This is a genomic window from Streptomyces diastaticus subsp. diastaticus, assembly GCF_011170125.1.
GTDB lineage: Bacteria > Actinomycetota > Actinomycetes > Streptomycetales > Streptomycetaceae > Streptomyces > Streptomyces diastaticus.
This window is the reverse complement of sequence record NZ_BLLN01000003.1, coordinates 501,264-524,592: the sequence shown is the minus strand read 5'-3', so window position 1 is coordinate 524,592 and position 23,329 is coordinate 501,264. Positions and strand designations below refer to the sequence as shown.

18 protein-coding genes and 1 pseudogene are annotated in these 23,329 nt (G+C 74.5%); 10 read left to right on the top strand and 9 right to left on the bottom strand.

The window, feature by feature from the left end:
* Nucleotides 1-79: 79 nt before the first annotated feature.
* The gene (locus tag Sdia_RS10730) at nt 80-436 is read right to left on the bottom strand and encodes an iron-sulfur cluster assembly accessory protein (RefSeq protein ID WP_053935614.1); all 357 of its coding nucleotides are present in this window, start codon (nt 434-436) and stop codon (nt 80-82) included.
* Nucleotides 437-751: 315 nt separating this feature from the next.
* Here Sdia_RS10730 and nadA point away from each other — a divergent pair, with 315 nt between their 5' ends.
* Complete coding sequence (nadA, locus tag Sdia_RS10725; RefSeq protein WP_115068622.1) at nt 752-1,954, top strand: quinolinate synthase NadA; 1,203 nt, start codon at nt 752-754, stop codon at nt 1,952-1,954.
* 236 nt (nt 1,955-2,190) lie between these two features.
* Here the strand turns inward: nadA and Sdia_RS10720 are convergent, their stop codons facing one another.
* The 5 genes from Sdia_RS10720 to Sdia_RS10700 all read right to left on the bottom strand — a co-directional run bounded on the left by Sdia_RS10720 (nt 2,191) and on the right by Sdia_RS10700 (nt 8,947).
* Nucleotides 2,191-5,388: an efflux RND transporter permease subunit gene (locus Sdia_RS10720; protein ID WP_185392923.1), complete on the bottom strand. Its 3,198-nt coding sequence runs from the start codon at nt 5,386-5,388 to the stop codon at nt 2,191-2,193.
* A 266-nt stretch (nt 5,389-5,654) separates the two neighbouring features.
* Nucleotides 5,655-6,338 carry a response regulator gene (locus Sdia_RS10715; protein WP_115068624.1) on the bottom strand — a complete coding sequence of 228 codons (684 nt, stop codon included), beginning with the start codon at nt 6,336-6,338 and terminating at the stop codon, nt 5,655-5,657.
* Entirely contained in the window at nt 6,335-7,654 is a 1,320-nt protein-coding gene (locus tag Sdia_RS10710) for a sensor histidine kinase (protein WP_100453019.1), read from the bottom strand. Before Sdia_RS10710 ends, Sdia_RS10715 begins: the two co-directional genes overlap by 4 nt.
* Nucleotides 7,655-7,874: 220 nt before the next feature.
* On the bottom strand, nt 7,875-8,153 hold the full coding sequence (gene pspAA, locus Sdia_RS10705; protein ID WP_100453018.1) for a PspA-associated protein PspAA: 279 nt from the start codon (nt 8,151-8,153) through the stop codon (nt 7,875-7,877).
* A 17-nt stretch (nt 8,154-8,170) separates the two neighbouring features.
* On the bottom strand, nt 8,171-8,947 hold the full coding sequence (locus Sdia_RS10700; protein WP_100453017.1) for a PspA/IM30 family protein: 777 nt from the start codon (nt 8,945-8,947) through the stop codon (nt 8,171-8,173).
* A 286-nt stretch (nt 8,948-9,233) separates the two neighbouring features.
* Here Sdia_RS10700 and Sdia_RS10695 point away from each other — a divergent pair, with 286 nt between their 5' ends.
* Nucleotides 9,234-9,854 (top strand): DUF3043 domain-containing protein, encoded by a 621-nt coding sequence (locus tag Sdia_RS10695; RefSeq protein WP_100453016.1) that lies wholly within the window; start codon nt 9,234-9,236, stop codon nt 9,852-9,854.
* A 209-nt stretch (nt 9,855-10,063) separates the two neighbouring features.
* The gene (locus tag Sdia_RS10690) at nt 10,064-10,756 is read left to right on the top strand and encodes a class I SAM-dependent methyltransferase (protein ID WP_229830627.1); all 693 of its coding nucleotides are present in this window, start codon (nt 10,064-10,066) and stop codon (nt 10,754-10,756) included.
* Between the two features lie 60 nt (nt 10,757-10,816).
* On the opposite strand, the gene Sdia_RS10685 is transcribed toward Sdia_RS10690, so the two are convergent.
* Nucleotides 10,817-11,032 carry a hypothetical protein gene (locus Sdia_RS10685; RefSeq protein WP_100453015.1) on the bottom strand — a complete coding sequence of 72 codons (216 nt, stop codon included), beginning with the start codon at nt 11,030-11,032 and terminating at the stop codon, nt 10,817-10,819.
* 154 nt (nt 11,033-11,186) lie between these two features.
* Between Sdia_RS10685 and Sdia_RS10680 the strand changes: the two genes are divergently transcribed.
* On the top strand, nt 11,187-12,440 hold the full coding sequence (locus Sdia_RS10680) for a bifunctional adenosylcobinamide kinase/adenosylcobinamide-phosphate guanylyltransferase (RefSeq protein WP_164494912.1): 1,254 nt from the start codon (nt 11,187-11,189) through the stop codon (nt 12,438-12,440).
* Here the strand turns inward: Sdia_RS10680 and Sdia_RS10675 are convergent.
* Nucleotides 12,430-13,722 carry a methyltransferase domain-containing protein gene (locus Sdia_RS10675; protein ID WP_223121904.1) on the bottom strand — a complete coding sequence of 431 codons (1,293 nt, stop codon included), beginning with the start codon at nt 13,720-13,722 and terminating at the stop codon, nt 12,430-12,432. The genes Sdia_RS10680 and Sdia_RS10675 overlap by 11 nt on opposite strands.
* A gap of 220 nt (nt 13,723-13,942) precedes the next feature.
* On the opposite strand from Sdia_RS10675, the gene cobT reads away from it, so the two are divergent.
* Complete coding sequence (gene cobT / locus Sdia_RS10670; RefSeq protein ID WP_115068625.1) at nt 13,943-15,085, top strand: nicotinate-nucleotide--dimethylbenzimidazole phosphoribosyltransferase; 1,143 nt, start codon at nt 13,943-13,945, stop codon at nt 15,083-15,085.
* Between the two features lie 25 nt (nt 15,086-15,110).
* Here the strand turns inward: cobT and Sdia_RS10665 are convergent.
* Nucleotides 15,111-15,878, bottom strand: a pseudogene (locus tag Sdia_RS10665) (hypothetical protein).
* Between the two features lie 129 nt (nt 15,879-16,007).
* On the opposite strand from Sdia_RS10665, the gene Sdia_RS10660 reads away from it, so the two are divergent.
* From Sdia_RS10660 to Sdia_RS10640, 5 genes are all read left to right on the top strand, one after another.
* On the top strand, nt 16,008-16,835 hold the full coding sequence (locus tag Sdia_RS10660) for an adenosylcobinamide-GDP ribazoletransferase (RefSeq protein ID WP_100453013.1): 828 nt from the start codon (nt 16,008-16,010) through the stop codon (nt 16,833-16,835).
* A 268-nt stretch (nt 16,836-17,103) separates the two neighbouring features.
* Nucleotides 17,104-18,642: a leucyl aminopeptidase gene (locus Sdia_RS10655; protein ID WP_100453012.1), complete on the top strand. Its 1,539-nt coding sequence runs from the start codon at nt 17,104-17,106 to the stop codon at nt 18,640-18,642.
* Nucleotides 18,643-18,947: 305 nt separating this feature from the next.
* On the top strand, nt 18,948-20,336 hold the full coding sequence (gene lpdA / locus Sdia_RS10650) for a dihydrolipoyl dehydrogenase (RefSeq protein WP_100453011.1): 1,389 nt from the start codon (nt 18,948-18,950) through the stop codon (nt 20,334-20,336).
* Nucleotides 20,337-20,396: 60 nt separating this feature from the next.
* Nucleotides 20,397-22,169, top strand: coding sequence for a 2-oxoglutarate dehydrogenase, E2 component, dihydrolipoamide succinyltransferase (sucB, locus tag Sdia_RS10645; protein ID WP_100453010.1), 1,773 nt, complete (start codon nt 20,397-20,399; stop codon nt 22,167-22,169).
* A gap of 205 nt (nt 22,170-22,374) precedes the next feature.
* Nucleotides 22,375-22,998, top strand: coding sequence for a GntR family transcriptional regulator (locus Sdia_RS10640; RefSeq protein WP_100453009.1), 624 nt, complete (start codon nt 22,375-22,377; stop codon nt 22,996-22,998).
* Nucleotides 22,999-23,329 lie beyond the last annotated feature (331 nt).

Sequence of the window (23,329 nt, the reverse complement as noted above, 5' to 3'; positions counted from 1 at the left end):
CGCTCAGCCGGTCCGCGCCCGGGCTGACGGAAAAGGCGGCGCCCCACCGAAGTGGGACGCCGCCTCCCGGCGAAGCGACTCAGCTGAAGGAGTCGCCGCAGGCGCAGGAGCCCGTGGCGTTGGGGTTGTCGATGGTGAACCCCTGCTTCTCGATGGTGTCGACGAAGTCGATGGAGGCTCCGCCGAGGTACGGCGCGCTCATCCGGTCGGTGACGACCTTGACTCCGCCGAAGTCCTTGACGACGTCCCCGTCGAGCGAACGCTCGTCGAAGAACAGCTGGTAGCGAAGGCCGGAGCACCCACCGGGCTGGACCGCCACGCGCAGCGCCAGATCGTCCCGGCCTTCCTGGTCGAGCAGGGCCTTGACCTTGGCCGCGGCGGCGTCGGACAGGAGAATGCCGTCGCTCACGGTGGTCTTCTCGTCCTGAACGGACATCTACATCGCTCCCGGGTTGTACGGACTGCTTGCCGACTATGGGCAACTGCCGGTGAGGCCGGAACATTCCGCCTCCGGCCTGTTTGTTTCCGGCGCGTGCCGTGCGGGCCTGGCCGGCCCGGCCACGACAAAGGTCCGGCCGGTCTCCTCATGCTCGCACACGGGCCGCTTCGGCGGCACGGGGCAGGGGCGGCGGACGCGGGGGATGCGTCACAGTGACGCGAGCGCCATCGTCAAAGTGACATTATGCGGTTATGATAGATAACGTCAGTTAGACGAAAAGGCTCGTCTGCAAGAACAGAAAGGGTGCGTGACGTGACCACCGCCCAGCCCCGCACCGACCTCGACGTGCAGCCGACGCCCCTCGCTCTGCTGCTGCTCGGCCGCGAGGCCGACCCCACGAGCGAGCGCGGCGTCGACTGCCCCGGGGACCTGCCCTCCCCCTCCGACCCCGACCTGGTGGCGCGCGCCCGCGCGGCCAAGGAGAAGCTCGGGGACAAGGTCTTCGTCCTCGGTCACCACTACCAGCGCGACGAGGTCATCCAGTTCGCCGATGTCACGGGGGACTCCTTCAAACTGGCCCGGGACGCCGCCGCGCGCCCCGAGGCGGAGTACATCGTCTTCTGCGGCGTGCACTTCATGGCCGAGTCGGCGGACATCCTCACCTCCGACGAGCAGAAGGTGGTCCTGCCGGACCTGGCGGCGGGCTGCTCGATGGCCGACATGGCCACGGCCGAACAGGTCGCCGAGTGCTGGGACGTGCTGAGCGAGGCGGGCGTCGCGGACCAGGTGGTCCCGGTGGCGTACATGAACTCCTCGGCGGACATCAAGGCGTTCACCGGCAGGCACGGCGGCACGATCTGCACCTCCTCCAACGCGAAGCGGGCGCTGGAGTGGGCCTTCGACCAGGGCCAGGACCCCGCCACGACGAAGATCCTCTTCCTTCCCGACCAGCACCTCGGGCGCAACACCGCCGTCCGCGACCTGGGCATGTCGCTGGAGGACTGCGTCGTCTACAACCCGCACAAGCCGAACGGCGGCCTCACCGCCGAGCAGCTGCGGGACGCCCGGATGATCCTGTGGCGCGGCCACTGCTCGGTGCACGGGCGGTTCTCGCTGGAGTCGGTCGAGGACGTACGCGCCCGGGTCCCCGGGGTGAACGTCCTGGTGCACCCCGAGTGCAGGCACGAGGTCGTGGCCGCGGCCGACCTGGTCGGGTCGACGGAGTACATCATCAAGACGCTGGAGGCGGCGCCGCGTGGCTCCAAGTGGGCGATCGGCACCGAGCTGAACCTGGTCCGGCGGCTGGCCAACCGTTTCGCCGCGGAGGACAAGGAGATCGTCTTCCTCGACCGCACGGTCTGCTTCTGCTCGACCATGAACCGGATCGACCTCCCGCACCTGGTGTGGACCCTGGAGTCGCTGGCCGAGGGGAACCTGGTCAACCGCATCGAGGTCGACGAGGAGACCGAGGACTTCGCCAAGCTGGCGCTGGAGCGGATGCTGGCGCTGCCGTAGGACCGCCCGCATCCCGTCTGCCGAAGCCCCCTCGCCCTCGTGGGCGAGGGGGCTTCGGCTCGCGCCCGGCGGGGACGCCGGCCAGGTACCGGTCCCGTCGGCCGTGGCGGTCACCGGCCGGCCGCGCCCGTCGGCCGGGCCGGCACCGGGCCGGTGCGGGAGGGAAGGACCGGGAGGACGAGCCCGGGGGCGCCCCCTTTGTGGGAGGACGCCCCCGGACCGGTGTGCGGAAGGGGTCAGGACTGGGCGGGTCCCGGGGTCCTCTCCTCGTCCGGAGCCTCGGACTGCTCCGGGACGCCTGCCTTGCCGGCGCGCTTCGCGGCCCTCCTGGCGGCCCGGCGCTCCTTGCGGAGCTCGACCATGGCGTACAGGGTCGGGACCAGCACCAGGGTGAGGACCGTGGAGGTGATCAGGCCGCCGATGACCACCACGGCGAGCGGCTGGGCGATGAAGCCGCCCTCACCGGTGACGCCGAGGGCCATCGGGACCAGGGCGAAGACCGTCGCCAGGGCGGTCATCAGGATCGGGCGGAAGCGGTGGCGGCCGCCCTCGATGACCGCCTCGATGATGCCGTAGCCCTTGTCGCGGTACTGGTTGATGAGGTCGATCAGCACGATGGCGTTGGTGACCACGATGCCGATCAGCATCAGCATGCCGATCATCGCCGGGACGCCCATCGGGGTGCCGGTGGCGATGAGCAGGCCGACCGCGCCGGTCGCCGCGAACGGGATGGAGACCAGCAGGATCAGCGGCTGCACCAGGGAGCGGAAGGTCGCGACCAGGAGCATGAAGACGATCGCGATGGCCGCGAGCATCGCCAGGCCCAGCTTGCCGAACGCCTCGTCCTGGTCGGCGGAGACACCTCCGATGGTGGCGGTGGCCCCCTCCGGCAGGTCGAGCGCGTCGATCTTCGTCTGGAGTTCCGCGGTGACCGCGCCGGTGTTGTCGGCGGTCGGCCGGGCGGTGACGGTGGCGGCCCGGGAGCCGTCGATCCGGGTCATCGAGACCGGGCCGTCGACCAGCTCGACGTCGGCGATCCGGCCGAGCTTCACCGGGCCCAGCGGCAGTGCCCGCAGCTCGGCGAGGGTCCTGGCGGGCTCGGCCGACTTGACCACGATGTCCCGCTCCGCGTCGTCCAGCACGACCTGGCCGGCGGTGGTGCCGCGGACGGACTGGGCGACGACCTGGCCGAGGCTCGCGTCGGTGAACCCGGCCGCGGCGGCCTTCTCGTTGGCGCGCACGGAGATCCGCGGGACGCTCCGGGAGAGGTCGCTCTGCACGTCGGTGACGTCGTCGAGCTTCGCGACCTGCGCGCGGACCTGCTCGGCCGCCTCGGCGAGGACGTCGGCCTCCGACGCCTTGACGACGACGCTCAGGTCCTGGCCGGCGAAACCGTCACCGGCCGAGACGCGGGTGTCGCCGATGCCGTCGAGTCCGGCGAGGCCCTTGTCGAGGGCGTTCTGCACCGCCTCCGAGGAGGCCGAGTCGGCGAGCTTGATCTGGTACGACGCCTGGTTGGTGTCGGTGCCGCCGCCGAAGGCCGCCAGGAAACCGGAGGAGCCGATGGTGACCTGGTAGTCCTCGACGCCGTCGGTCTCCTTCAGCAGCGCCTCGACCTTCCCGGCGGCCTCGTCGGTCGCGGCGAGGCTGGTGCCGGGGGCCAGCTCCTGCTTGACGGAGAGGACCTCCTGCTCGCCCTGGTCGAAGAAGTTGGTCTTCAGCAGCGGAGCCATGCCGAACGTCCCGAGCAGCACCGCGACGGCGATGGCGAGGCTGGTGAGCCGGCGCCGGGTGGCGAACTTCAGGATGGGTACGTAGATGCGCTGGAGGCGGCTCTTCGCCTCCTTCTCCTCGGCCGCGGCGCGGGCCGCCTCGGCGTCCTCGGGCGTGCCCTTGGGGGCGCGCAGGAACCAGAACGAGAGGACCGGGACCACGGTCAGCGAGACCAGCAGCGAGGCGAGCAGCGCAGCGGTGACGGTGAGCGAGAACGAGCCGAACAGTTCGCCGACCATGCCGCCGACGAGGCCGATCGGCAGGAAGACGGCGACCGTGGTGAGCGTCGCGGAGGTGACCGCTCCGGCGACCTCCTTGACGGCGGTGAGGATCGCCTCCCTGCGCTCCTCGCCGTAGCCGAGGTGCCGCTTGATGTTCTCCAGGACCACGATCGAGTCGTCGACGACCCGGCCGATGGCGATGGTGAGCGCGCCCAGCGTCAGCATGTTGAGCGACAGGTCGCGGGTCCACAGCACGATCAGCGCGAGCACCACGGAGAGCGGGATGGAGACCGCGGTGACCAGCGTGGAGCGGACCGAGGCGAGGAAGATCAGGATGATCACCACGGCGAAGACCAGGCCGAGGGCGCCCTCGGTGGTCAGCCCCTCGATGGACTTGGCGACCGCCGGGCCCTGGTCGCTGACGACGGTCAGCTCGGAGGAGCCGCCGAGGTCGGCACGGAGCTCCGGAAGCTTCTCGGCGACGGCGTCGGAGATGGCGACGGCGCTGCCGTCGCGGTCCATAGTGACGACCACGGCGAGGCTGGGCTCGCCGTTGGTGCGGGTCAGCGAGGTCGCCGTGGCCTGCTGCTGCTCGACCTCGGCGACCGAGCCGAGGCGGAGGGGTGCGGGGGCCCTGCCGGCGTCGCCGGGGCCCGCCTGACCGCCCTGGCCGCCCTGGCCGCCCTGGCCGCCCGCCGACGGGGCGATGCGCAGGTCCTCGATCTGCTTCACGGAGGTGAAGCCGCCGCCGACCTGGACGGTGCGGTTCTCGCCCTTCTCGTCGAAGGAGCCGGCCGGCACGGTCGCCCCGGCGGCCTGGAGGGCCTGCACCAGGTCGGCACTGCTCAGGCCCGCCTCGGCGAGGCGGGCGTCGTCGGGGGTGACGGCGACCTGGAGTTCGCGGACGCCGTCCACGGAGACCTGGCCGACGCCGTCGATCGACTCGAGGGAGGGGACGACGGTCCGCTCCAGCTGTCCGGCGAGGGCCTGCTGGTCCTTGCCGGAGGTGACGGCGAGCACCACGGTCGGGATGTCGTCGGTGGACCCGGCGACGACCTGCGGGTCGACGTCGTCCGGGAGCATCGCGCGGGCCCGGTTGACGGCCTGCTGGATGTCGGCGACGAGCTGCTGGGAGTCGGCCGAGCCGAAGTCGAACTGGGCCATGAGGACGGCGTTGCCCTCACTGGCGGTGGCGGTGATGCCGGTGATGCCCTCGACGGCGTCGACGGACTTCTCCAGCGGCTCCACGACCTGCTTCTCGACCACGTCGGGCGAGGCGCCGGGGTACGGCGCGAGGACGGACACCATGGGCAGTTCGATGGAGGGGAGCAGCTGTTGTTTGAGCTGCGGGACGGCTATCGCGCCGAAGAGCAGCGCGATGATCGACATCAGACCTATCAGGGCCCGTTGCGCGAGGCTGAACCGGGACAGCCAGGACATGGTGGTGTCGCTCCTCAAGTGGCGTGCTGGGCAACGGCGTCGGCCTGGGCAGGCCGTCCGTGAGCGGCCTCGCGGACCCGCCGGTGAGGGTCGCGACGCGCCCCCGCTCCACGATGGGCGACCGCGACGGGCCCTCGGGCCGCTTCCGGGCGGATTTCTCGGCCGCCCCGTACTGCGTGCGCAGTAGGCGAGCTACACCCCGGGGTCCATCCCGGTCCCGTGGACGCCCGGAGGCGGGCGGCGTCCGCGGGGCCGGGATGCCGGGCTCAGCCGGCGCGGGGGCGTACGAGGCCCGTCTCGTAGGCGGTGACGACGAGTTGGGCCCGGTCGCGGGCACCGAGCTTGGCCATGGCCCGGTTGACGTGGGTCTTGACGGTGAGCGGGCTGACCTGGAGGCGGGCGGCTATCTCGTCGTTGGACAGGCCGCCCGCGACGTGGACGAGGACTTCGCGTTCGCGGCCGGTGAGCGAGGCGAGCCGCTCCTCGCGGGCGCCGTGCCGCTCGTCGGCGCCGTGGTCGGACTGGGCGAGGAACGAGGCGATGAGGCCCTTGGTGGCGGCCGGCGAGAGCAGCGCCTCCCCGGCGTGGGCGACGCGTATGGCGCCGAGGAGTTCGGCGGGTTCGGAGCCCTTGCCGAGGAAGCCGCAGGCCCCGGCGCGCAGCGCGCGGACCACGTACTCGTCGACCTCGAAGGTGGTCAGCATGACCACCCGCACCCCGTCGAGGCCGGGATCGGCGCTGATCGACCGGGTGGCGGCGAGGCCGTCGGTGCCGGGCATCCGGATGTCCATGAGGACGACGTCGGGGCGGGCGGCACGGGCCAGTTCGACGGCCTCGGCGCCGTCGGCGGCCTCGCCGACGACCTCCATGTCGGGCTCGGAGTCGACGAGCACCCGGAAGGCGCTGCGCAGCAGGGCCTGGTCGTCGGCGAGCAGCACCCTGATGGTCATCGGCCGTCCTTCGGTGCGCCGTCCCGCGGCGGCGGTACGGGGGCGGGCGTGCGGGGCGCGGGGGTCGCGCCCTGGGCGGGCAGGATCGCATGGACGCGGAAACCGCCGCCGAAGCGGGGCCCCGCCGTGCAGGTGCCGCCGAGGGCGGTGACGCGTTCGCGCATACCCAGCAGGCCGTGGCCGCCGCCGGGCGGCGGCACGGGCGCGGCCGTGCCGTGGGCGGGCGGGCCGCCCGGGCCGCCGTCGAGGACGGTGATCTCGATGTGCCCGTCGACGGGGACGACGCTGACCTCGGCACGGGCCCCGGGGCCGGCGTGCTTGTGGACGTTGGTCAGCGCCTCCTGGACGACCCGGTACGCGGCGAGGTCGACGGCGGCCGGCAGCGGGTCACCCCGGTCCGGGCAGGCGATCTCCACGGGCAGCCCGGCGTTGCGGAACCGTTCGGCCAGGTCGCCGAGGCGGGCGAGGCCGGGCGCCGGTTCGGTGGGCGCCTCGGGGTCACCGCTCTGGCGGAGCAGGCCGACGGTGGCGCGGAGTTCGTCGAGCGCGGAGCGGCTGGCCTCCCGGACGTGGGCCAGCGCCTCCTTGGCCTGGTCGGGTCTGCGGTCCATGACGTGGGCGGCGACGCCTGCCTGGACGTTGACCAGGGCGATGTGGTGGGCCACGACGTCGTGCAGGTCGCGGGCGATCCGCAGCCGTTCCTCGGCGACGCGGCGGCGGGCCTCCTCCTCGCGGGTGCGCTCGGCGCGGTCGGCGCGCTCCTGGATGGCGCTGATGTAGGCCCGCCTGCTGCGCACGGCGTCCCCGGCGGCCGCGGCGAGACCGGTCCAGGCGAAGATGCCGAAGTTCTCCTGCGCGTACCAGGGCGGGTTGCCGCAGAGCATGGCGCCGGCGGTGAGTCCGGCCGAGGTGAGCAGGCCGATCCGCCAGGTGGTGGGCCGGTCGGTGCGGGCGGCCACGGTGTACAGCGCGACGGCCGCGCTCATCACGACGGGGGTCCGGGGGTCGCCGGAGACCAGCACGGCCAGCGAGGCGAGGGAGGCGGCGGCCAGCACGGTGCGCGGGGCGCGGCGGCGCAGGACGAGGGCGGCGGCGCCGAGGGCCATCAGGGTGAAACCGGCGGCGTCGGGCGGCGAGGACCTCCAGGTGGGGCCGTCCGGGTGATGCGGGTCGGTCAGCGAGCCGGCCACCATGCAGATCAGCACCCCCACCGCGAGCACCGCGTCGACCAGCCGGGGGTGGGCGCGGGCCCGGCGGCGGAGGCGGGCGGCGGCCCGCCGCGGGGGTGCCGCCGGGGCGGTGGGGGTCGGGCTCACGGGGCCCCTCCGAAGTGCGCTGGCGATACCGCTCGGCGCGGCTGGACCGTCTCAGGCGCCCGGCCGGAGCGGGGGCGCGCCGCGCCGGGGCTCCCTCATTCTGCCCGACCGGAGAGGGGCGCCGGGAGCGTACGAGGGCTCCCGGCGCCGGGAGCGGGCACGCCTCAGCCCCGGCCGCCGGGCCGGGGCTGAGGCGATGCGCGGGGCGGGAACGAGGTGTTCAGCCGGGGATGAGGCCGTCGTCGCTCAGGAGTTCGCGGACCTCTTCCAGGCTGGCCTCGGGGGCCGGGAGGATCAGCTCGGACGGCTCCAGAAAGTCGTCGGGGAGCGGCGTGCCCAGCTCGCGGACCTTGTCCAGGAGCGCGGTGAGGGTGGCGCGGAAGCCCGGGCCGTCGCCGCTCTCCATCTCGGTGAGCAGCTCGTCGTCCAACGCGTTCAGTTCGGCGAAGTGGCTGTCGGCCAGCTTCACCTGCCCCTCGCCCATGATCCGTACGATCACGACGCCCTCCTCGGCGCTCAGTTCTTCTCGAAGCGGGGGGTGTCCTCCGGCTGCTGCCGGTCCTGCTCGCCCTGGGCACCGCCCTCGATGGCCTGCTGGCCGCCCGACGGACCTCCGGCCAGCTCGGCCTTCATCCGCTGGAGTTCCAGCTCCACATCACTACCACCGGAGAGGCGGTCCAGCTCGAGCTGGATGTCGTCCTTCTGGAGGCCGGACTGGTCGTCGAGGGCGCCGGAGGCGAGCAGCTCGTCGATGGCGCCGGAGCGGGCCTGGAGCTGGGCCGTCTTGTCCTCGGCACGCTGGATGGCGACGCCGACGTCGCTCATCTCCTCGGAGATGCCGGAGAAGGACTCCGCGATCCGGGTCTGGGCCTGGGCCGCGGTGTAGGTGGCCTTGATCGTCTCCTTCTTGGTGCGGAAGGCGTCGACCTTGGCCTGGAGCCGCTGGGCCGCCAGGGTGAGCTTCTCCTCCTCGCCCTGGAGCGTCTGGTGCTGCGTCTCCAGGTCGGTGATCTGCCCCTGGAGGGCGGCACGGCGGGAGAGTGCCTCGCGGGCGAGGTCCTCCCGGCCCAGCGCCAGCGCCTTGCGGCCCTGGCCCTCCAGGTCGGAGGACTTCTTCTGGAGCTGGTTGAGCTGCAACTCCAGGCGCTTGCGCGAGGTCGCCACGTCGGCGACGCCCCGGCGGACCTTCTGGAGCAGCTCCAGCTGCTTCTGGTACGAGTAGTCGAGGGTCTCGCGCGGGTCCTCGGCCCGGTCAAGGGCCTTGTTCGCCTTCGCGCGGAAGATCATCCCCATACGCTTCATGACACCGCTCATGGGCTTCGCGCGCCCCCTTCTGACGGACTCCAGCTCAGAACACCAACAGAACCCACCCTACGGGCCCCGCATCCATTACCGCACTGTCCGAGCACCGATGCGCTCCTCCGCAAGGACGAGTGCGGGCCGCGACGCTCCGGCGCGAGGAGTAGCGGCGGGCTCCCGCACCCGGGGCAAAGCACCGGCAAACCACCGGCACGTCCCCGTACGCCCCGAAATCGGGACGCGGTGTGTTGCGGGATCGTTCCCCTCGGCCCTGGGGTCCATGCGCCCGCACACCGTACGCTTGGGTTTTGTGTTCCGTAGCCGTGCGAATAGCGAGAAGGCGCCCGCCGCGCAGGCGGCCCCTTCCACAGAGCCCCGTGACCCGCAGGCCCCGAAGGGCCGCCCGACCCCCAAGCGTGCGCAGGCCCAGTCCCAGCGGCGCAGCGTGACCAACACGCAGATGACCCGCAAGGAGGCGGCGCGCAAGCAGCGCGACGCCCGGCGGGCCGACATGGCACGCCAGCGCGAGGCGCTGAACAACGGCGACGAGCGGTACCTGCCCGCTCGCGACAAGGGGCCGGTGCGCAAGTTCGCCCGGAACTACGTCGACTCGCGGTTCGCGGTCGCCGAGTTCTTCCTTCCGTTCGCGGTGGTCATCCTGGTTCTGAGCATGATCCGGGTGCCGCAGCTCCAGAACATCGCGCTGCTGCTGTGGATGGCGCTGATCGTGCTGATCGTGATCGACTCGGTGGTCACCAGCATCAAGCTGAAGCGCGCCCTGCGGGAGCGGTTCGAGGGCCAGCCGATGAAGGGCGCCGTCCTGTACGCGCTGATGCGCACCCTCCAGATGCGCCGCCTGCGGCTGCCGAAGCCGATGGTCAAGCGCGGGGAGCAGCCCTGAGCACCCGCGTCGCGGAGCCGCCCGGCGGCCCCGGCGCGCCGGGCCCCGGTGCGCCACCGGGGCCGTCCGACGTGCCCTCCGTACCCGACGACCCGCGCCAGGTCCTGGCGCGGCTCTCGGCCGTCCCGGCGCAGGCCGCCCCGGAACGGGGCGGTGGGGCACCTCCCCGTTCCGCCGGGGAGGGCCTGCGTGAGCGGGTCCACCGTGAGCTGGTCGCGCGGCAGCTCGACGAGCAGCTCGCGGCGCGGTTCGCGGTGGGCCGCAGGCTGCGGGTGCTGGACGTCGGCATGGGCGCGGGCCGCCAGGCGCTGCGGCTGGCCCGCCTGGGCCACCAGGTCACCGGCGTCGAGTCGGACCCCGCGCTGGTCGAGGCGGCCGGTGAGGCGCTGGCCGGGGAGCCCGACGGCATCCGCGAACGGTTCCGGCTGGTGGTGGGCGACGGGCACGAGACCGGGGTGCACTTCCTGCCGGGCAGTTTCGACGTGGTGCTCTGCCACAGTGTGCTGATGAGGGTGGCGTCTCCGGACGCGCTCCTCGCGGGCCTCGGCCGGATGCTCGCCCCCGGCGGCCTGCTCTCGCTGCTGGCGCGCAACGCGGACGCCTCGGCGCTCGGCCCTGGCCTCGCCGGCGACTGGCGGGGCGCGCTGGACGCCTTCGACGCGCAGACCGGCCCCGAGCGCGCGGACCGGCTCGCCCCGCTCACCTCGGCGCTGGCCGGGATCGGCGCACCGCTGGAGCGGTGGTACGGGGTGCGCGTGCTGGCCGCACGGGGCTCGGACGGGCCCGGGCCGGCCGACGAGGCCGAGTTCCAGGCACTGCTGGCCGCGGAGGAGCGGGCGGGACGCACGGATCCGTACCGCTCGGTGGCGGCCCTGCTGCACCTGTGCGGCGTCCGCGGCTGAGCGCCGCGGCACGTACGGCGGCGGCCCGCCCCCTCTGCCGGGGCGGGCCGCCGTCGGCGCTCAGGCCGTCTGCGCCTCGCGGAGACTCATCGGGCCGTAGATCTCGGTGGTGTCCTCGTAGAGGCGGACCTGTTCGACGCCGCCTTCGAGGAGTTCCTTCCAGTATTCACCGAGCCACGACTCGGCGTCGCCCTGCGTGCTGAACTCGTCGGGCTCCACGGAGGGGCTGACCTCCGTCCCGTCGGCCTTCTCGAACCGCCATGTCCACGGCACCATGTTCCGCCTCCCGAGCGTCCGGTTGTCCGGGCAGCGTAGACGAGCGGGGGCGGGCGCGGGGGCGTACGCGCGGCGTACGGCCGCTCGGGCGGCGTCGCCCACGTCACAGGGGCGGGACATGCGGCGTGGCGGCGGACACGGCAGGATCGGGGCCGTGGAACTGACTCTGCTCGGCACCGGGGCGCCCGAGGGCCTGCCGCGCCCGGACTGCCCGTGCGCCGTGTGCGCGACCGCTCTCGGCGAGGAGGCCCGCGCGGCGACCGCGCTGCTGGTCGACGGGTCGTTGCTGCTGGACCTCACCCCGGGCATCGCGTTCGCCGCCGCGCGCGCCGGGCGGAACCTCGGCCAGGTCCGGCAGGTGCTCCTCTCCCACCCGCACGACGGGCCCGCCATGGAGATCCCGGCCGGGCTGCCGCAGCCGGCGCGGGTGCCCGACGGCCGGGAGCTGACGCTGATCAGCGGGCAGCGGGTGCGGGCGGTGGCCACCGACGCGCCCGGCACCGGTTACGAGGTGACGGGGCACGACGGGGAGCGGCTGCTGTACCTGCCGCCGGGGGCGGCGCCCGCCGGGACGAGCGGGCCCGAAGGGATGACCGCGCCGTACGACACGGTGCTGGTGGACGTCGTCGGGCGGCCGGACGCGCTGGCCCGGCTGCGGGAGGCCGGGGCGGTCACGCCCGGCACCGACGTCCTCGCCGTCCACCTCGGCCACGGCGTGCCCGCCGGCCGCGAGACGGCGCGGCGGCTGACGGCCGCCGGGGCCCGCGCCGTGCCCGACGGCACCCGGCTCACCGTCGGCCCGCCACCCGCCCCCGGCGTGCGCGGTCTCGCCGACGGCCACGGCCCCGGCCCTGTCCGGCCGCCCCTCCCCCGGCGCACACTGGTGCTCGGCGGGGCCCGCTCCGGCAAGTCCCTGGAGGCCGAACGCCGGCTCGCCGCCTGGCCCGAAGTGCTGTACGTGGCGACCGGCGGGACCCGTGACGGGGACCGGGAGTGGGCCGCGCGGGTCCTGCTGCACCGGGAGCGGCGGCCCGCCTCGTGGCGCACGGCCGAGACCTGCGACCTGCTGCCCCTGCTCGCCCAGGACGGGCCGCCGCTGCTGCTGGACTGTCTCTCGCTCTGGCTGACGGACGCCATGGACCGGGTCGACGCCTGGGACGACGCCGCCTGGGCGGGTGGTGGTGAGCGCGAACTACGCGCCCGGTGCGAGGAGTTGGCCGACGCCGTGCGGACCACCCGGCGCACCCTGGTCGCGGTCTCCAACGAGGTCGGCTCCGGCATCGTCCCGGCGACGGCGGCCGGGCGCCGCTACCGCGACGAACTGGGCCGCCTCAACGCCGCCGTCGCCGCCGAGTGCGAGCACGTCCTGCTGGTCGTCGCGGGCCAGCCGCTCCCCCTCAAGGGCTGACCGCGGGCCGCCGGGCCACGATCCGGAAGCCGTTGGCGAAGCCGGTACGGCGCAGCAGCGGGGCGAGCAGGCGGTCCGCGCCCCGGGCGGCCCGCGCCCCCGGCGGCCCGGCGGCCGCCCACAGCGCCTCCAGGGTGCGCGGGACGTGCCCGGCGACCCGGTCCACCGTGAGCATCTCGAACCCCAGCCCCGTGAGCAGCTCCCGCACCGTCCCGGCGGTGGCCGCGGGCCGGGCCGCGCAGTGCGGCAGGCACCAGGGCCCGAGCAGCGCCGCCGTACGACATGCGGGGTCCGGAGCCTCCACGAGCAGCAGCCCGCCGGGACGCAGCACCGCCCGGGCCGCCGCGAGTTCGGCCGCCGGGTCGGGGCAGTCGCCGAGCTGGTGCAGCAGCCCCACCACGTCGTACCGGCCGGCCAGCTCCCCCGCGAGCAGCGGCAGCGTCCCCCGGTACGCCTCGTCGAGCGCCCCCGCCGACCGGGCCCGCTCCACCTCACCGCCGAGCCCCGTCCCGTCGAACGCGGTGTAGGGCAGCAGGGCACGCGCCGCCGCGGCGAACCGCCCGTCCCCCGCCTCCACGTCGAGCCAGCTCTCCGGCTCCCCGTACGCCGCCACGACCTGGACCAGCCGCCGCACCCGGCCCGCCTCCCGCACCGCCCGCCAGGCCCGGGCCGCGCAGTCCGGATGCGGCGGCCTGCGCTGCTCGGCCTCCCAGGCGCAGGCGTCGGCGGGGACGGGGACGGGCGGGGCGGAAGGTCCGGCCACGGCGGACGGGGGACGCGGGGCGGGGCCGTCCGGCGGCGGCGCGGCGGGCGGCGTGGGCCCCGCCGGGACCACCAGCCCGGACGGGATCAGGAGCCCCACGGGGTCACCGAGGCCACCGGGAGCGGCGGAGGCCCCACCGGCCGTCACGGCGGCTTCGGCGGGGGCGGCGGGCGCCGCGACGCGCGTCCGCCCTGACCGCGCGCGGGCCGGGGTCTCGCCGTTCCCGGGGTCCGCCGTCCCGCCTCCGGCCGGGAGGATCCCGGCCGGGGCGGGCCCCGCCACCGCGTCGGCCGCAGCACCGCCGGCCGGGGCGTCACCCGTCCCTCCCCCGGCCGGGACGCCCCCGCGCGCCTCCGCCGCCCGCCCCGGAACGGCCCACGGCGGCACCGCTCCCTCCGGCCCCCAGGGAGCATCTGCCGCCGGGCCCAGCAGGCCGACCAGGTCGCCCCAGTCGTCGGCGGGCCGGGGCACGGGGACGGGGTCACGGGGTGCCGCGGCGGGCGGCGGGGGAAGCGGCATGGGCGGGCACCTTCCGTGGGCGGGGTGGTGGAGCGTGTCCCGGCGCCGGCCACCCGAGGTGCGAACACCCGCATTCCGGCGTGAAAAGGGACAACGGCGCCCACCTTTCCCCGCCCGTCGGCCCAGTGCAACGACCCGCCGGGCGGGGCTCGCGGGGAGTCGTCCCGGCGGGAGCCACCGGCCGCCCGCCCCCGGCCCCGCTGCCGGTACTGTTCGGCGAATGAGCGCGCTGAATCTCGACGACCTCTCCGACCTGATCAAGCGTCCCGACAGCACGGTCCGCCGCGCCGCCGAGGAGCGGCGGGAGCGGCTGGCGGTACCGCCCGGAGCCCTCGGGCGGCTGGACGAACTCGGCGAGTGGCTGGCGGCGGCCCGCGCCGAGGTGCCGGTGGCGCCCGTCGAGCGGCCCCGCGTGGTGCTGTTCGCCGGTGACCACGGGGTGGCCGGGCTGGAGGTGTCGGCGCGTCCGGCGGGCTCGGCCGAGGTGCTGGTGCGCGCCGTGCTGGCGGGCGAGGCGCCGGTGGCGGTCCTCGCCGACCGGCTGGGCGTGCCGGTGCGGGTGGTGGACGTGGCGGTGGACTGCGACCCGGCCACGCTCCCCGCCGAGGTCGTGCGCCACCGGGTCCGCCGGGGCTCGGGCGTCATCGACCGCGAGGACGCGCTGAGCGCCGAGGAGGCGGAGCGGGCCTTCCGCGCGGGGATGGCCGTCGCCGACGAGGAGGCGGACGCCGGCACCGACCTGGTGGTCCTCGGCGACCTGAGCGTCGGCGGGACCACGGCCGCCGCGACGCTGATCGCCGCACTCTGCGGCACGGACGCCTCCGTGGTGACCGGCCGGGGCGGCCTGCCCATCGACGACCTGGCCTGGATGCGTAAGTGCGCCGCGATCCGCGACGCGCTGCGCCGGGCCCGCCCGGTCCTCGGTGACCAGCTCGAACTGCTGGCCACGGTGGGGGGCGCCGATCTGGCCGCGCTCACCGGCTTCCTGCTCCAGAGCGCCGTCCGCCGCACACCGGTGATCCTGGACGGCGTGGTCGGCTCGGCCGCCGCGCTGGTCGCCCAGCGAGTGGCGTTCCGCGCCCCCGACTGGTGGGTGGCCGGTCAGGTCTCGGGCGAGCCGGGCCAGACCAAGGCCCTGGACCGCCTCGCCATGGACCCCCTGCTCGACCAGGGCGTACGGGCCGGGGAGGGGCTGGGCGCGCTGCTGGCACTGCCCCTCGTCCAGGCCGCGGCGGCCCTCTGCGGCACGCTGCCCGAGCAGCCGCGGTCCCCGAAGGCCGCCCCGGACGCGGCCGGCACCGCCGCCGGGCAGGCCGCCGACGCGGCCCCGTCGGACGGCCTGCTGAAGAAGGCCGAGGGCTGAGGAGACGCGCGGCCGCCCGCACGGCTCAGCCGTGCGGGCGACGTGCCGGGCCGGCGGCCGTCGGGGCCGGGGCCCCGCCGACGAGGTTCTCCAGGCGCTGGGCGGGGCCCCGCCCAGCGGCGGTCGCGCCCATAGGGACGCAGGGTCGCGCGGGCCCGGGTGCTGCGGCGGTGGCGGTGGAGCCGGGGGCGGTGGCGGTGGAGCCGGCGGGCCCGGAGCGAGTCGGGCCGGGCCGGTCGTACGGCGCCGACCAGGGCCGGCAGGGGGATGAGGACCCCGAGTACCGCCATCCGGGGCTTGCCCTTGAGCGGGGCGGCGACGACGAAGCAGAAGTCGACGAGGCCACCGGCCACGACGCCGGTACGGCCCGCGTGCTCCTCGGCCCGGCGTCGGCGACGCCGAGCGGGGAGAACCCGGCGAGGACCAGTCCGCCGAGCGCGGCGGCCATGACCACCATCTCGACGCTCTGCCTCCCCTGGCCGGTCCGGTACACGTCGGAGCGGTGGAGGACCGGCGCGGACTCGTCCAGCACCAGCCCGGCCCCGACGCCGAGGACGACGGCGGCGGCCCCCGCGCCGAAGCCCTGCCGGCCGCTGCCGACCGCGCAGGACCCGCCGGCCACCATGAGGATCACGCCGGGCACCACGTGGTGGATGTGCGGACCGCCGGGGGCCACGTCGTGGAAGGGGCCGTTGCCCGCGCGGATCAGCCGGGTGACGGCGCGGACGACGACGAAGGCCAGGACGAAGGCGGCCGGCGCCGGCGGCAACGGCGGTTTCCCCGGATCGACGATGTTCCGGTCCCGCCGCGCCCCCGTGCGGCTCCCTTCCGGCCGGCGGCCCCGCCCGCCCGCCCCGCCCCGCGCGGCGGCGGACCGAGGGGCCTGTTCCTCGGTCCGCCGCACCCCGCTACGCTTCGCGCGATGAGCGAGACCCCCGTCCCCCCGCCTCCCGGCCACCCTCCGCCCCCGCCGCGCGCCTCGCCCGCGGACGGACTGCGGTTCGCCTTCGGCACGCTCACCGCGCTGCCGGTCCGGGTCGGCCGCTGGGACCGGGCCGCCGCCCGCGCGGGGATGGCCGCGGCCCCGCTGGCCGGGCTGGTCCTGGCGCTGGTGGCGGCGGCGCTCGCCTGGCCGCTGCTGCGGCTGGGCGCGGGGCCGCTGCTGGTGGCCGTGGTGAGCGTGGCGGTGCCCGCCGCGCTCACCCGGGGGCTGCACCTGGACGGCCTCGCCGACACCGCCGACGGCCTGGGCAGCGGCCGCCCGCCCGAGGGGGCGCTGGCCGTCATGAAGCGCTCCGACATCGGGCCGTTCGGCGTGGTCACGCTGGTGCTGGTGCTGCTGGCGCAGGTGGCGGCGGTGGCGCAGCTCTACGGGCAGGGCTGGGCGGTGGGGGCGACCGGCACGGCCGTCGCCGCGGTCACCGGACGCCTCGCCCTCACCCTCGCCTCACGCCCCTCGGTGCCCCCGGCCCGCCCGGAGGGGCTGGGCGCGGCCGTCGCCGGTACCGTGCCGGCCGGCCTGGCCTGGGCGGTGACCGGGGCGGTGCTGGCGGTGGCGGTCCTCGCCGGGCTGCCGGACGGTGTCCTGGGCGCGGTGCGGGCGCCGCTGGCGGTGGCGGTGGGCCTCGCGGCGGCCGAGTTGCTGCTGCGGCACACGGTGCGGCGGTTCGGGGGCGTGACCGGCGACGTGTTCGGCGCGTTGGAGGAGACGGCGCTGACGGCCGCGCTGCTGGTCCTGACCTTCGGCTGAGACGGCCCGCGGCCGCCGCTCACCGAATGGGGACGATATGCCGCCTGTCGCGAGCTTCGTCACGGAGCGTAGGCTCGGGCCCGGGCCGTGGCCGGTCCGCCTGGGCGCCGGGTCGGGCCCGGGCCCCGCAGCCGCCCCCGCCGTGCCCGCCGTCCGCCCGTGAGGGTGGCGCGCCGGGTGCCGGACCGGGGGTACCCAGGACGCGCCCCGGTCCGGCCGAACCGACCTCTTCGGCCATGGAACTCAACGGAAGCGAGATTTCACCACCGTGACTGCTCTCACTCTCAGCTCCTCCGGCGCGGCCACGCTGCGCGCCGACGTCCTCGTCGTGGGTGTGGCCAAGGGCCCCGACGGCCCCGTCCCCGCCCCCGGTTCGGAGGCCGTCGCCGAGGCGTTCGACGGCGGGCTCGCCACCGTCCTGGAGACCCTGGGCGCGACCGGCGCCGAGGGCGAGACCACCAAGCTGCCCGTCTCCGGCCTGAAGGCCCCGCTGGTCCTCGCCGTGGGCCTGGGCACGGCGCCCGAGGACGGCGAGGAGTACGGCACCGAGGCGCTGCGCCGCGCCGCGGGCAACGCCGCCCGCGCGCTGAACGGCACCGGGAAGGCCGGGTTCGCGCTGCCGCTGGCCTCCGCCGAGGCCGTCGCCGCGGTGGCCGAGGGCGCGCTGCTCGGTGCGTACGCCTTCACCGCGTACAAGAGCGACGACGCCGAGGCCGGCAAGGGCGCGAAGAAGAAGGGCGCCGGGAAGGGCCCGCTGGGCGAGGTGGCGCTGCTCGGCGTCAAGGCCCGGGACAAGGCGGCCAAGGCGGCCGCCGAGCGCGCGACCGCCCTCGCCGAGGAGATGAACCGCGCCCGCGACCTGGTCAACACGCCGCCGAACGACCTGTACCCGGAGTCCTTCGCCGCCGTGGCCGCCGCCGCGGGCAAGGAGCACGGCGTCAAGGTCCAGGTCATCGACGACAAGGCGCTCCTCAAGGGCGGCTTCGGCGGCCTGATCGGCGTCGGCCAGGGCGCGGCCCACGGCCCGCGCCTGGTCAAGCTCGCCTACACCCACCCGAAGGCCGAGAAGAGCCTCGCCTACGTCGGCAAGGGCATCACCTACGACTCGGGCGGCATCTCGCTCAAGCCGGCCGGTCACAACGAGACGATGAAGTGCGACATGGCGGGCGCCGCCGCCGTCTTCGCCGCCGTGATCACCGCGGCCCGGCTCGGGCTGAAGGTCAACGTCACCGGCTGGCTGGCGCTGGCCGAGAACATGCCCTCGGGCACCGCCACCCGCCCCGGCGACGTGCTGCGGATGTACGGCGGCAAGACCGTCGAGGTGCTCAACACCGACGCCGAGGGGCGCCTGGTGCTGGCCGACGCGATCACCAAGGCGTCCGAGGACGAGCCGGACGCGATCGTGGACGTGGCGACGCTGACCGGCGCCATGGTGGTGGCGCTCGGCAACCGCACCTTCGGCGTGATGGGCAACGACGACGCCTTCCGCACGGCCGTCCACGAGCTGGCCGAGGAGGCGGGCGAGCCGGCCTGGCCGATGCCGTTCCCGGAGGAGCTGCGCAAGGGCCTGGACTCGTCGGTGGCGGACATGGCCAACGTCGGCGGCCGGATGGGCGGCGGCATGGCGGCCGGCGTCTTCCTGAACGAGTTCGTCGGCGAGGGCATCACCTGGGCCCACCTCGACATCGCGGGCCCGGCCTTCAACGAGGCCGGCCCGTTCGGCTACACGCCCAAGGGCGCCACCGGTTCGGCCATCCGCACCCTGGTCTCGCTGGCCGAGTGGACCGCCTCCGGCGAGCTGGGCTGACCCGCGCGGGGCCGGGCGGTGCGCCACCCGGCCCCGGTGGCCCGGCCCCGTTCCCGGGCCGCCCCGCGGATTGCGGACGGTCCGGGAGGGAAGGGGCGTACGGGGCGGACGTGAGACGCGCGACAACCGGGCCCGAGGCCGGGCCCCGCGTCCCGCCGCCCCTCAACAAGTGCGAAGATGGGTTCTCGGCAGGACAGGGCCCCACCACAGGGCCGTCAGACAAGCGGCCGAACACGAGCCGGGCCGCCGGTTCGCACCCCGGGCACGGGGACCGGCACACGGCGCATATGCATGGAGGACGTGACGTGGCGAACGACGCCAGCACCGTTTTCGACCTAGTGATCCTCGGCGGCGGTAGCGGCGGTTACGCCGCGGCTCTGCGCGCCTCCCAGCTGGGTCTTGACGTCGCCCTGATCGAGAAGGGCAAGGTCGGCGGCACCTGCCTGCACAACGGCTGTATCCCCACGAAGGCCCTGCTGCACGCCGGCGAGGTGGCCGACCAGACCCGTGAGTCGGCGCAGTTCGGCGTGAAGGCCACCTTCGAGGGCATCGACATCGAAGCCGTCCACACGTACAAGGACGACGTGATCTCTGGCCTCTACAAGGGCCTTCAGGGACTCATCGCCTCGCGGAAGGTCACCTACATCGAGGGCGAGGGCCGGCTCTCCTCGCCGACCTCCGTCGACGTGGACGGCCGCCGGGTCGAGGGCCGCCACGTGCTGCTCGCGACCGGCTCCGTCCCGAAGTCGGTGCCGGGCCTGGACATCGACGGCGACCGCATCATCTCCTCGGACCACGCGCTGAAGCTGAACCGCGTGCCGAAGTCGGCGATCATCCTGGGCGGCGGCGTCATCGGCGTCGAGTTCGCCTCGGCGTGGAAGTCGTTCGGCACCGAGGTCACCGTGATCGAGGGCCTCAAGCACCTGGTCCCGGCCGAGGACGAGAACAGCTCCAAGCTGCTGGAGCGGGCGTTCCGCAAGCGCGGCATCAAGTTCAACCTCGGCACCTTCTTCGACAAGGCCGAGTACACCCAGGACGGTGTCCGCGTCACCCTCGCCGACGGCAAGACCTTCGAGGCGGAGGTCCTGCTGGTCGCCATCGGCCGCGGCCCGGTCTCGCAGGGGCTCGGCTACGAGGAGGCCGGCGTCGCCATGGACCGCGGCTACGTCCTGGTCGACGAGTACATGCGCACCAACGTCGAGACCGTCTCGGCCGTCGGTGACCTGGTCCCCACCCTCCAGCTCGCCCACGTCGGCTTCGCCGAGGGCATCCTGGTCGCCGAGCGGCTCGCCGGCGAGCGGCCCGTGCCGATCGACTACGACGGCGTGCCGCGGGTGACCTACTGCCACCCCGAGGTCGCCTCCGTCGGCATCACCGAGGCCAAGGCCAAGGAGATCTACGGCGCGGACAAGGTCGTCGCCCTCAAGTACAACCTCGCGGGGAACGGGAAGAGCAAGATCCTGAAGACCGCGGGCGAGATCAAGCTCGTCCAGGTCAAGGACGGCGCCGTGGTCGGCGTCCACATGGTCGGCGACCGTATGGGCGAGCAGGTCGGCGAGGCCCAGCTCATCTACAACTGGGAGGCGCTCCCCGCCGAGGTCGCCCAGCTCATCCACGCCCACCCGACGCAGAACGAGGCGCTCGGCGAGGCACACCTGGCCCTCGCGGGCAAGCCGCTGCACTCGCACGACTGATCGCCTCCGGGCGCGAGACGACCACAGACTTCCGCACATTCGTAAGGAGCACCTGAAACCATGGCGGTTTCCGTAACCCTTCCGGCGCTCGGCGAGAGCGTCACCGAGGGCACTGTCACCCGCTGGCTCAAGGCCGAGGGCGAGCGCGTCGAGGTCGACGAGCCGTTGCTGGAGGTCTCGACCGACAAGGTCGACACCGAGATCCCCTCGCCGTCCGCCGGTGTCCTGTCCTCCATCAAGGTCGCCGAGGACGAGACGGTCGAGGTCGGCGCCGAGCTGGCCGTCATCGACGACGGCTCCGGCGACACCGAGGCCGGCCAGGAGCCCGCTCCGGCCCAGCAGGAGGCCCCGGCCCCCGAGCCGCAGGAGCCGGCCGCGGCCGCGCCCTCCACCGAGGCCGAGACTCCCGCCCCCGCCCCGACCGCCGCGTCCGCCCAGGGCGGCGGCTCGGCCGAGGGCACCGACGTGACCCTGCCGGCGCTCGGCGAGTCCGTCACCGAGGGCACCGTCACCCGCTGGCTCAAGGAGGTCGGCGACTCCGTCGAGGTCGACGAGCCGCTGCTGGAGGTCTCGACCGACAAGGTCGACACCGAGATCCCCGCCCCCGTCGCCGGTGTCCTCCTGGAGATCACCGTCGGTGAGGACGAGACCGCCGAGGTCGGCGCCAAGCTCGCCGTCATCGGTGCGCCCGGCGCCTCCGCCCCGGCCGCCGGGAAGGCCGAGGAGAAGCCGGCCGAGGCCCCCGCCCCGGCTGCCGAGGCCCCGGCTCCGGCTCCGGCGAAGCCCGCGGCGCCGGCCGCGCCCACCGAGGCGCCGGCCGAGACCGAGAAGCCCGCGCCGGCCCCGGCGAAGCCCGCCCCCGCTCCGGCGAAGCCCGCCCCGTCCGCTCCCGTCCCGGCCTCCGGTGGCGAGGGCGCGTACGTGACGCCGCTGGTGCGCAAGCTGGCCGCGGAGAACAACGTCGACCTGGGCTCGGTCACGGGCACCGGCGTCGGCGGGCGGATCCGCAAGCAGGACGTGCTCGCCGCCGCCGAGGCCGCCAAGGCCCCCGCCGCGGCCGCCCCCGCCGCTCCGGCCGCCGCCAAGGCGCCGAAGCTGGAGGCGTCCCCGCTGCGCGGCCAGACGGTCAAGATGACCCGCATGCGCAAGGTCATCGGCGACAACATGATGAAGGCCCTGCACTCGCAGGCGCAGCTCACCACGGTGGTCGAGGTCGACATCACCCGCCTGATGAAGCTCCGCGGCCAGGCCAAGGACGCCTTCGCCGCCCGTGAGGGCGTCAAGCTGTCCCCGATGCCGTTCTTCGTCAAGGCCGCCGCCCAGGCGCTGAAGGCCCACCCGGTCGTCAACGCCCGGATCAACGACGACGAAGGCACCATCACGTACTTCGACTCGGAGAACATCGGCATCGCCGTGGACGCCGAGAAGGGTCTGATGACGCCGGTCATCAAGGGCGCGGGCGACCTGAACATCGCCGGCATCGCGAAGAAGACCGCCGAGCTGGCCGGCAAGGCCCGCTCCGGCGGCCTGACCCCGGACGACATGTCGGGTGCCACCTTCACGATCAGCAACACCGGCTCGCGCGGCGCCCTGTTCGACACGGTCATCGTGCCGCCGAACCAGGCCGCCATCCTGGGCATCGGTGCCACCGTCAAGCGCCCCGTGGTCATCGACCACCCGGAGCTGGGCGAGACCATCGCGGTGCGCCACATGACGTACCTGTCGCTCTCCTACGACCACCGTCTGGTGGACGGCGCCGACGCCGCCCGCTACCTGACGTCGGTCAAGGCGATCCTGGAGGCCGGCGAGTTCGAGGTCGACCTGGGGCTGTGACCCTCCGGGCCCTCGCGGTCCCATCAGGTGGACAACGGGTGTAAGGCTCGTCTCACCTGCGCGTACGCCCCCGTCCGGAGCCTTCCGGGCGGGGGCGCCGCCGTATTGTCATAGGGTCAACGCCCCTTGGGGCCGTGTCCGCGAGGGGACTCGTGCGCGACACCGTCCCCCGGGGGCGGCACACCTTGGCCGAAGGAGTCCCCCCATGACCGCACCCGTCGTCCACAGCTTGCGCGAGCAGATCCGCGAGCACATCGTCGACGGGATCGTCAGTGGCCGCTGGAAGCCCGGCGAGCGCATCGTGGAGCGCCGGATCGCGGTGGAGCTGGAGGTCAGCCAGACGCCGGTACGCGAGGCGCTGCGGGAACTGGAGACGCTCAGGCTCATCGAGTCGGCACCGAACAAAGGGGTCCGGGTCCGCGACCTGACCGCCGCCGACCTGGAGGAGATCTACCCGGTGCGGGCGGGGCTCGAGCAGATCGCGGCCGAGCTGGCCGCCCCCCGGCTGGCGGCGGACGTCTCGGTGCTGGAGCCGTCGGTCGCGGCGCTGTACGAGGCGGACCGGCTGGCCGACGGGGAGAACCAGGTGCGGCACACCGTCGCCTTCCACCGCGAACTGGTGCGGGCGGCGGGCAACAGCGTGCTGCTGCACACCTGGGAGGGGCTGGGCATCGAGGTCTTCACCGCCCTGTCCATCCGCTGGCTGGGCACCCGCCAGCAGTCGTACGCCGAGGAGCATCAGGCGCTCGTCGACGCGTTCCGCGCGCAGGACCCGGACATCGGGCACCTGGTGAAGTCGCACGTGCTCGGCTGCGCGCCGAGGGCTTGACCAGCTTCCTTCGAAAGGCAGCCGCACGACGGGCACGGCTCCGTCCGCGGGGCCGTTCCCGTGTCCTCGCACCGGGTCGCCCGAGGCACCCGGGCTGTCCGCCCTGGAGCGGCGCCCGAGCTTTGCCGCGCGCCCCCATTCCTGCCCTCACCTGCGAAAACAAGGCACGCGGTGCCTTCTATGCGGGCACTCGATGCCAATTCCTTGATTCTGAGAAGTTTTTCCCTTCAACCCTTTGATCGATCATCGATCAGCGGCTTACAGTTCCCTCGGACTCCCACGCGGAATCCGCCTGCCCTGTCCTGCCACAGACCTTGGGCACCCCCACCCA